We start from the raw sequence: 8,801 nt of genomic DNA, 5'->3' as shown, positions 1-8,801 counted from the left end.
CTTTCTGTGCAGAAACACGACCCAGAGGCCGCCGCCACGGGATCACCTGAAAACTTCACCGGCTCCGTGCGGGTCGAGTCGCGGTTTCAAGCCGAGGACCCGGCGCGAGTCGGCGGGGCGACGGTGAGCTTCGAGCCGGGTGCGCGCACGGCCTGGCATACGCATCCGCTTGGCCAGACGCTGATCGTCACCTCGGGCTGTGGCTGGGTACAAAGCGAAGGCGGGCCGATCGAGGAGGTGAGGCCTGGGGACGTGGTGGATATCCCGCCCAATGTCCGCCACTGGCATGGCGCCTCGAAGGGAGCCTCCATGACCCACGTGGCCGTGGCGGAGTCTCTCAATGGCAGTGCCGTCACCTGGATGGAGCAGGTGACGGACGACCAGTATGCCCGCGGCCCCGAAGCCGCCGATCAGTGCCGCAGGTGATTTGCCGTGTCGGCCCCTCAGGCCGTCGCACCAGAGGCGGGCGGCCGTAGACGCCTTCGAGAGGAGGACGTCCGGCCCCGCTCGGGACCGGACGCATAGAGACTATTCGGCAGGAACCGCGGCTGCGTCGCATGCGGAGGTTTCGCAATCCGCCGTGGCAAGGCTGCGCTGGCCGGCGAGCACGATGACCAGTGCGATTGTGCCCGCCGCCACCGATACCAGGAACCCGCTCTGTGCGCCGAAGGCGTCCACCACCCATCCGGCGGCGAAGGAGCCAAGCGCCATGCCGATGCCTATGCCGGTCATGACCCAGGTGATGCCCTCGGTCAGCATTGCCTCCGGCACGCGCCGCTCGATCAGGCCGAATGCCGTGATGAAGGTCGGCGAGATCGCCACGCCGCTAACGAAGACGGCCAGTGCCAGAAGAGGCACCGTGTCGGCCACGAGCAGCGGCAGCGTGGTGAGCGCGATGATGGCGACCGCGATGGCAAGCTGAATTTGCAGCGGTGTTTTCAGGTTCATGGCGCCGATGATGATGCCGACGACGAACGATCCGAGCGCGTAGACGCCGATGACGAGGCTGGCAGCGCCTGGCTGGCCAAGCTCCTTGGTGATCGCCACGGTGCTCACCTCCGTGGTCGCGAAGGTGGCGCCGATGAAGATCAGGGCCAAGGTGATGATTTGGACCGGCCGCAGGCGGATTGCCGAGCCGCTCGAGCCCTGGTCGATCGGTCGCACTCGCGGCTCGGTCGAGCGCTGCAGGATGAAGGCTGTCGAGCCGAAGGCGAGGAACAATGTGCTCGCCAACATTCCCGCTTCTGGGAAAAGAGCGACGCTCAGGCCCACCGATAGCGATGCCCCGGCGATGTAGACCAGCTCGTCGGCCGCCGACTCGAACGCAAACGCGGTGTTCATCTCGGGGCGATCCCGGAAGAGTTCTGTCCAACGCGCGCGCACCATTGCCGGGATGCTGGGCATTGCAGCGGCCAGCAGCGCCGACACGAATAGCGTCCATATCGGCCAGTCCTGATTGGCCGCCGCAATCAGCACCACGAAAGCGAGCACGGAAATGACAGTGGTGGGCACCACAATCCGCGCTTGGCCGAGGCGGTCCACCAGCCGCGATATCTGCGGCGCGGCGAAAGCATTGGCCAGCGCATATGTCGCGGAGACGGCGCCGGCCAGCCAGTACTCGCCATGTGTCTGCGACAGCATCGCGACGATCCCGATCGGAGCCATGGCCATCGGCATCCGGGCAACGAAGCCGGCTGCGGCGAAGCCCTTGGCTCCCCTCGCCTTGAAGATTTCGCGATAGGGATTGGGCATGTGAATACTCCTGGATTTTTGAGGCCGGGCCACTTATATACGTGGCGTATGCAAATTAGATAATAGCATACGAGACGTATGTCAATTAATATACGAGACGTATGTGAAGGAATGGGCGAATGGCGCACAAACCACGCAAGGAGATGATCGCGGAGACCCGCGCCAAACTGGTCGCTGCGGCGCGCCATGCCTTTGGCACTGTCGGCTATGCCGAGGCCTCGATGGACGACTTCACCGCATCGGCCGGGCTGACGCGTGGCGCGCTTTATCACCACTTCGGCGACAAGAAGGGCCTTCTCCAGGCGGTCATCGCCGAGATCGACGCGGAAATGTTGGCCCGGCTGAAGATCGTTTCGGCCAGGGCGGACACTCTCTGGCAGGGCTTTGTCGACGAATGCACCGCCTATATCGAGATGGCGCTGGAGCCGGAGATCCAGCGTATTGTCCTTCGCGATGGACCGGCGGTGCTCGGCGATCCTTCGCAATGGCCGAGCCAGAACGAATGCATCCGCTCGATGAGCGAGAACCTTCAAAAGCTGAGGGACGAGGGAACCATCGTTGCCGTCGATCCCGAAGCCGCGGCAAGGCTGGTCAGCGGCGCCTCGCTGCATGCGGCGCAGTGGATCGCAAATTCGGAGGATCCCGAAGCGACGTCGAAAAAGGCGGTGAAGGCATTCAACGTGCTTTTGGAGGGGCTGCTCAAACAGGGCCGCAGGACTGGCCGTCCGCAAGTGATGGCTGAGATTGGAGAAGAGGGCCGTCCCTAAGGGAGAGGTCGGGGCATATAGGACGGCTTGCGCTGGACCCAACCGGGGCCCAACATCTAAACCCTGTTGAACGTCTGCCTTTGGTGGCTCCAAAACATGGTCAAAGCCGCCGGGCGCGCCTATATCGGGGCATGGTCACAAGGCTTTATACCCACCCGATCTTTCTCGAGCACATAACGCCGCCCGGTCATCCGGAGCGGCCCGACCGGCTGCGCGCCATCGAACGCGTGCTCGACGACGAGGCCTTTGCGGCCCTTGACCGTGCCGAGGCGCCGGAAGGCGACGAGGCCACCATCCTCTACGCACATCCGCAGGAATTCGTCGATCGGGTCCGCGCAGCGATACCGGATACCGGTATCGCCCGCGTCGACGCCGACACCACCGCCAGCCCGAAAAGCTGGCAGGCGGCTGTGACGGCGATCGGTGCCGCCAACGCGGCGGTCGACGATGTCTTTCGGGGCAACGCCGCCAATGTCTTTGTTGCCGCCCGGCCACCCGGCCACCATGCGGAAAAGACGACGTCCATGGGCTTCTGCCTGTTCAACACCGCGGCGATCGCGGCGCGCTACGCGCAAAGGCAGCACCAGGCCGAGCGCGTCGCCATCGTCGACTGGGACGTGCACCACGGCAATGGCACGCAGGACATTTTCTGGGACGATCCGTCGGTGCTCTATTGCTCGACGCACCAGATGCCGCTTTATCCCGGGACCGGGGCCGTGAGCGAAACCGGCGCCGGCAACATCGTCAACGCGCCGCTGGCGCCGCAGACCGGCAGCGAGGTTTTCCGCGACGCTTTCCTGTCGCGCATCTTGCCGGCGCTCGATAATTTCGCGCCCGACCTCATCGTAATTTCCGCCGGCTTCGACGCGCACCACCGCGATCCGCTGGCCGAGATCAACCTGACCGAGGACGACTTCGACTGGGCGACCGGCCAGTTGATGCAGCGTGCCGGTCGCTACAGCGACAACCGGCTCGTCAGCCTGCTCGAGGGCGGCTACGATCTGCAGGGATTGGCATTTTCGGTCGCCGCCCATGTCGGGCGACTGATGAAAGGATAGACGATGGCTGGTGAGACCAACGAAGACGTCAGGGCGATGAGCTTCGAGCAGGCGCTCGACGCGCTGGAGAAAATCGTCGATGATCTGGAGCGCGGCGACGTGCCGCTCGACCAGTCGATCCGCATCTATGAGCGCGGCGAGGCGCTGAAGGTCCATTGCGATCGGCTGCTCAAGGCGGCTGAGGACAAGGTCGAGAAGATCAGGCTTTCGCGCGACGGCAAGCCGGTGGGGACAGAGCCGCTGGACGCGGAGTAAGGCACGGCCCCGAAAGAAGAGTTCGCCTTGCCGGCTTTGGACATGATGATGATTGAGGACAAAACTCATCCCGATTGAGATGGCTCCAGGACCAGAGGAGATTGCGAAAGATGTGCAGAAACATCAAGACCCTGTTCAATTTCGATCCGCCGGCAAGCAATGACGAGGTCCGCGACGCCGCACTTCAGTTTGTCCGCAAGCTGAGCGGAACGACGCGGCCATCGAAGCAGAACCAGCATGCGTTCGACCACGCCGTCGAGGCAATAGCGGCGTCAGCGCGCGAATTGCTCGACAGCCTCGAGACGACGCAGCATCCGCGCAATCGCGAAGAGGTGGCGGCCAAGGCGAAAGCCAAATCTGCACTCCGCTTCGCCTGAGGAGACCGCATGAGTTTCTTCCCTGGAAATGACCCGCAGGCTGGCGATGCCTTCGCCAGCGACCAGATCGAATTGATGGTCATTCCGAACGCCAAGGACATCGGCGGCTTCCAGGTTCGCCGCGCTTTGCCGACCGCGAAGCGGCGGCTGGTTGGGCCGTTCATCTTCTTCGACCGCATGGGCCCGGCCATCTTGCGGGCCGGCCAGGCGCTCGATGTCCGTCCGCATCCGCATATCGGCCTGTCGACGGTCACTTACCTATTCGACGGCAAGATCCGGCACCGCGATTCGCTCGGCACCGAAATGGTAATCCAGCCCGGCGACGTGAATTTGATGACCGCCGGCCGCGGTATCGTCCATTCCGAGCGCACGCCACAGGAGCTGCGCGGCGCACCGATGTCGGTGTCCGGCCTGCAGACATGGCTGGCGCTGCCCGACGATAAGGAAGAGGTCGATCCAATCTTCGAGAATACGGCGGCCATGCGTCTTCCCGAGATCGACGCCGAAGGCGTCAGCGGGCGTGTCGTCATCGGTGCCTTTTCCGGGTTGCGGTCTCCGGTCGCGACCGCTTCGGACACGCTCTATGCTGACCTCAGCCTGGCGCCTGGCGCCAGTGTGAAAATCCCTGCCGATGCCGAGGAGCGCGCCATCTATACGTTGGAAGGCGAGGTTTCGATCACCGGCGACCGCTTTCCAGCGGAGCGGCTGCTGGTATTCCGGCCCGGCGACGAGATCGTCGTGTCCTCGGAGGGTGGAGCGCATTTTATGCTGTTCGGCGGTGCCTCGCTCGGCTCCAAGCGCTACATCTGGTGGAATTTCGTGTCATCTTCGAAGGAACGCATCGAGCAGGCGAAAGAAGAGTGGAAGACAGGCCGCTTCGATATCGTTCCTGGGGATGAAGAAGAGTTCATTCCGCTGCCGGACAATTAGAGCGCCGCGCGCCCTTTTGGACACGCAAAGGAAACCCTAACACTTTGAATCTACGCCGCGTCACTCACACGCATTTACATTCGCCGGCCAGCAGCCTATTTCGCAGATGAATAAAAAGCAGGCCCTACCACCAGTGAACGCAAAGCTCCATACACCGCTTCTCGACAAGGTCCGCATCCCGGCCGACCTCAGGACGCTCGACGAAGGTGATCTGCCGCAGTTGGCATCGGAGCTTCGCACCGAGTTGATCGACGCTGTGTCCCACACCGGCGGACATCTCGGTGCTGGCCTTGGCGTGGTCGAACTGACGGTCGCATTGCATTATGTCTTCAACACGCCCGACGACCGGCTGATCTGGGATGTCGGTCACCAGGCCTATCCGCACAAGATACTGACCGGCCGCCGCGACCGTATCCGCACGCTGCGGCAAGAGGGCGGCCTGTCCGGTTTCACCCAGCGCGCCGAGAGCGAATACGATCCGTTCGGCGCCGCCCACTCCTCGACCTCCATTTCCGCCGGCCTCGGCATGGCAATGGCACGCGATCTCTCCGGTGGCCGCAACAATGTCATTGCCGTCATTGGCGACGGCGCCATGTCGGCCGGCATGGCCTACGAGGCGATGAACAATGCCGGCGCGCTCGATGCCCGTCTGATCGTCATCCTCAACGACAACGACATGTCGATCGCTCCGCCGACCGGTGCGATGAGCGCCTATCTGGCTCGCCTTGCATCGGGCAAGGCCTATCTGGGCCTGCGCGATTTCGGCAAGAAGCTGACCTCCTATTTGGGCGAGCGCGCCGATCGCGCCATCAAGCGGGCGGTCGAGCATGCGCGCGGCTACGTCACCGGCGGCACGCTGTTCGAGGAAATGGGTTTCTACCACATCGGCCCGATCGACGGTCACAATCTCGAGCACCTGATCCCGGTGCTGAAGAACGTCCGCGACAATGCCGACGGCCCGGTGCTGATCCACGTCGTGACCCAGAAGGGCAAGGGCTATGCACCGGCCGAGGCGGCGGCCGACAAATATCACGGCGTCAACAAGTTCGACGTCATCACCGGCGCGCAGGCCAAGGCGCCGGCCAACGCGCCGAGCTACACGAAGGTCTTTGCCGAAAGCCTGGTCCAGGAGGCCCGAGAGGACGACCGCATCGTCGCCATCACCGCCGCCATGCCGAGCGGCACCGGTCTTGACCTGTTCGGCGAGGCGTTCCCGGCGAGGACCTTCGACGTTGGCATCGCCGAGCAACATGCGGTGACCTTTGCCGCCGGACTTGCCACGGAAGGCTTCAAGCCTTTCGCTGCGATCTATTCGACCTTCCTGCAGCGCGCCTACGACCAGGTGGTTCACGACGTTGCGATCCAGAAACTGCCGGTGCGCTTTCCGATCGATCGCGCGGGCTTCGTCGGTGCCGACGGCGCGACCCATTGCGGCGCCTTCGACACGACCTTTCTGGCGACGCTGCCCGGTTTCGTCGTCATGGCCGCAGCGGACGAGGCGGAACTGCGCCACATGGTGCGCACGGCAGCAAGCTATGATGACGGGCCCATTGCCTTCCGCTACCCGCGCGGCAACGGCGTCGGCGTCGACATGCCGGAGCGTGGCTCGGTTCTCGAAATCGGCAAGGGCCGTATCGTCAGGGAGGGCACCAAGGTTGCGCTGCTTTCCTTCGGTACGCGGCTGCAGGATTGCCTGGCTGCGGCCGAGGAGCTCGGCGCGGCAGGGCTTTCCACCACGGTCGCTGATGCTCGTTTCGCCAAGCCGCTCGACGAGGATCTGATCCGGCGGCTGGCCCGCTCTCACGAGGTGCTGGTAACGGTGGAAGAGGGCGCGGTCGGCGGCTTCGCCAGCCATGTGCTGCAATTCCTGGCCCATGAAGGACTGCTGGAAAACGGCCTGAAGGTACGCCCGCTTGTGTTGCCGGACGCATTCACAGATCACGCCAAGCCCGAAAAGATGTATGCCGACGCCGGACTGGACGCCGCCGGCATCGTGCGCACCGTCTTCGTGGCGCTGGGACACACCGCCAGCGCGCAAAGCGCCTGAATCAAAATCTCAACAGCTTGACCCAGTTTGCCGACGGGCGGCCGTAACCGACTGTTTACGCTGCGATTTGGCGTTTGCTTATCGTGTCTCTTGGCACCGTCGGTCGAACGTCGGGTTTCGCGGCCAATCTTCTAGAAGCTAGAACCACATATCGCGCACACATCGACCATCGCTCGGCAGATCCTCGAATTTGTAGAGACCATCGAAATGGTCGATTGGCAGGTCGGCGACTGCTTCAGGCGGCGCAAGCCTCACATTGACGGCGATTCGAATGCGACCGGTGGCGCTAGAGCGCAAACCACGCCAGGCCAGAACACAGGCGCATGTCGGACAGAACAGAATCTCGAGCGACGGGGCATCCTTTCCGGCGCGCGTATAAGACCTTGTCGGCCCCGCAAGACGGATGCGTTCGTCAACATAATCGTAAGCCCACAGCGCGCCATAGCGGCGGCAAAGCGAGCAATTGCAGGCTGTGATCGAGCCGGGATCGCCCTCCAACGTCCAGTGGGCCGCGCCACAATGGCAGGTTCCGGTCAGCATTCGCCCTCCTTCGCGTTCGGCAGCAAAACGCATTTCGTCCCTGACATTGTGCCGGACGTGGTGCGATATTCAACAAGCTGTGGCAGCTTGATACGTTCGCTGCTTTCCGAAGATGTTCGTTGTCCCCCCCAATATCCTTGCCATCATCGTCGGCTTTCGCCATGAAGGCCGATGAACTTCCCTTTGCCAGCCAGCACACGCCAGCGGCTCGACGAACTGCTCGTCGCTCGCGGCCTGTTCCCCAGCCGCTCTCGCGCCCGCGACGCGATCGAGCGCGGTACGGTCACGGTCGACGGCGTCATTGCCCGCAAGCCCGGCCAGACCGTCTTGGTTGATTGCCTCATCGCCATCGATGATCCGGCGCAGGGTTACGTGTCGCGCGCTGCGCTGAAGCTGATCGCCGGGCTCGACCATTTCGGTCTCGATCCCGCCGGCAGCGAAGCGCTCGACGTCGGCGCCTCGACCGGCGGTTTTACTCAAGTGCTGCTCGAACGCGGCGCGGCGCATGTCACGTCGATCGATGTCGGGCATGGCCAGATCCATCCGGATATCGGTGGCAATCCGCGCGTGACGGTGATCGAGGGACTGAACGCCCGCGATCTCTCGGCCGCCGATCTTGCCGGTTGCATTCCGGATTTCATCGTCTCCGATGTCAGCTTCATCTCGTTGAAACTGGCGCTGCCGCCGGCGCTCGCCATTGCCAGGAGCGGCGCCAGGGCAATATTTCTGGTCAAGCCGCAATTCGAGGCAGGCCGCGAGGCGATCGGCAAGGGCGGCTTGCTGAAAGACCCATACGATGCCGCGCGGGTTGCCGGCCTGCTGCAGGACTGGCTCGACGGCGTCCCCGGCTGGCGCGCGCTGGGACTGCATCTGTCGCCGATCGAAGGCGGCGACGGCAATCGCGAATTCCTGCTCGCCGGGATCAAGGACGCCAGCGTGAAGAACGGCGGGATCGGCGACCGATGAACGCGCGCTTCACGATCACAAGACTGGGATCCCAGGGCGACGGCGTCGCCGAGACCGAAACCGGCGAGCTTTTCATTCCGTTCACGCTGCCCGGTGAAATCGTCACCGC

11 protein-coding genes are annotated in these 8,801 nt (G+C 63.5%); 9 read left to right on the top strand and 2 right to left on the bottom strand.

The annotated features are described in order from the left end of the window. Positions 1 to 6 precede the first annotated feature (6 nt). The gene (locus tag EOC93_RS31090; protein ID WP_127206534.1) at positions 7 to 426 is read left to right on the top strand and encodes a cupin domain-containing protein; all 420 of its coding nucleotides are present in this window, start codon (positions 7 to 9) and stop codon (positions 424 to 426) included. Positions 427 to 528: 102 nt separating this feature from the next. Here the strand turns inward: EOC93_RS31090 and EOC93_RS31085 are convergent, their stop codons facing one another. Next, positions 529 to 1,752: an MFS transporter gene (locus EOC93_RS31085; protein ID WP_095486191.1), complete on the bottom strand. Its 1,224-nt coding sequence runs from the start codon at positions 1,750 to 1,752 to the stop codon at positions 529 to 531. Between the two features lie 119 nt (positions 1,753 to 1,871). On the opposite strand from EOC93_RS31085, the gene EOC93_RS31080 reads away from it, so the two are divergent. The 6 genes from EOC93_RS31080 (at position 1,872) to dxs (ending at position 7,186) form a co-directional block, all read left to right on the top strand. Further along, a complete protein-coding gene (locus EOC93_RS31080; protein ID WP_126103249.1) occupies positions 1,872 to 2,519 on the top strand; it encodes a TetR/AcrR family transcriptional regulator in 648 nt (215 codons plus the stop codon). A 131-nt stretch (positions 2,520 to 2,650) separates the two neighbouring features. After that, positions 2,651 to 3,577 (top strand): histone deacetylase family protein, encoded by a 927-nt coding sequence (locus tag EOC93_RS31075; RefSeq protein ID WP_127206533.1) that lies wholly within the window; start codon positions 2,651 to 2,653, stop codon positions 3,575 to 3,577. A gap of 3 nt (positions 3,578 to 3,580) precedes the next feature. Next, complete coding sequence (locus tag EOC93_RS31070) at positions 3,581 to 3,832, top strand: exodeoxyribonuclease VII small subunit (protein WP_095486188.1); 252 nt, start codon at positions 3,581 to 3,583, stop codon at positions 3,830 to 3,832. A gap of 110 nt (positions 3,833 to 3,942) precedes the next feature. Beyond that, the gene (locus EOC93_RS31065; protein WP_126103247.1) at positions 3,943 to 4,209 is read left to right on the top strand and encodes a DUF2277 domain-containing protein; all 267 of its coding nucleotides are present in this window, start codon (positions 3,943 to 3,945) and stop codon (positions 4,207 to 4,209) included. 9 nt (positions 4,210 to 4,218) lie between these two features. Then, entirely contained in the window at positions 4,219 to 5,139 is a 921-nt protein-coding gene (locus tag EOC93_RS31060; protein WP_126103246.1) for a pirin family protein, read from the top strand. Positions 5,140 to 5,245: 106 nt separating this feature from the next. After that, a complete protein-coding gene (gene dxs / locus EOC93_RS31055) occupies positions 5,246 to 7,186 on the top strand; it encodes a 1-deoxy-D-xylulose-5-phosphate synthase (protein WP_206437530.1) in 1,941 nt (646 codons plus the stop codon). A gap of 138 nt (positions 7,187 to 7,324) precedes the next feature. On the opposite strand, the gene EOC93_RS31050 is transcribed toward dxs, so the two are convergent. Next, the gene (locus EOC93_RS31050) at positions 7,325 to 7,726 is read right to left on the bottom strand and encodes a GFA family protein (RefSeq protein WP_127206532.1); all 402 of its coding nucleotides are present in this window, start codon (positions 7,724 to 7,726) and stop codon (positions 7,325 to 7,327) included. Between the two features lie 171 nt (positions 7,727 to 7,897). Here EOC93_RS31050 and EOC93_RS31045 point away from each other — a divergent pair, with 171 nt between their 5' ends. Together EOC93_RS31045 and EOC93_RS35145 are read left to right on the top strand one after the other, a co-directional pair. Then, the gene (locus EOC93_RS31045; RefSeq protein ID WP_127206531.1) at positions 7,898 to 8,692 is read left to right on the top strand and encodes a TlyA family RNA methyltransferase; all 795 of its coding nucleotides are present in this window, start codon (positions 7,898 to 7,900) and stop codon (positions 8,690 to 8,692) included. Continuing rightward, the coding region (locus tag EOC93_RS35145; RefSeq protein ID WP_127206530.1) for a TRAM domain-containing protein at positions 8,689 to 8,801 on the top strand (113 nt) is incomplete at its 3' end. The genes EOC93_RS31045 and EOC93_RS35145, both read left to right, overlap by 4 nt.

Source organism: Mesorhizobium sp. M6A.T.Ce.TU.002.03.1.1, from assembly GCF_003997275.1.
Taxonomy (GTDB): domain Bacteria; phylum Pseudomonadota; class Alphaproteobacteria; order Rhizobiales; family Rhizobiaceae; genus Mesorhizobium; species Mesorhizobium mediterraneum.
Note: the sequence above shows the minus strand (reverse complement) of the source record. Positions and strands in the feature narration are given on the sequence as shown.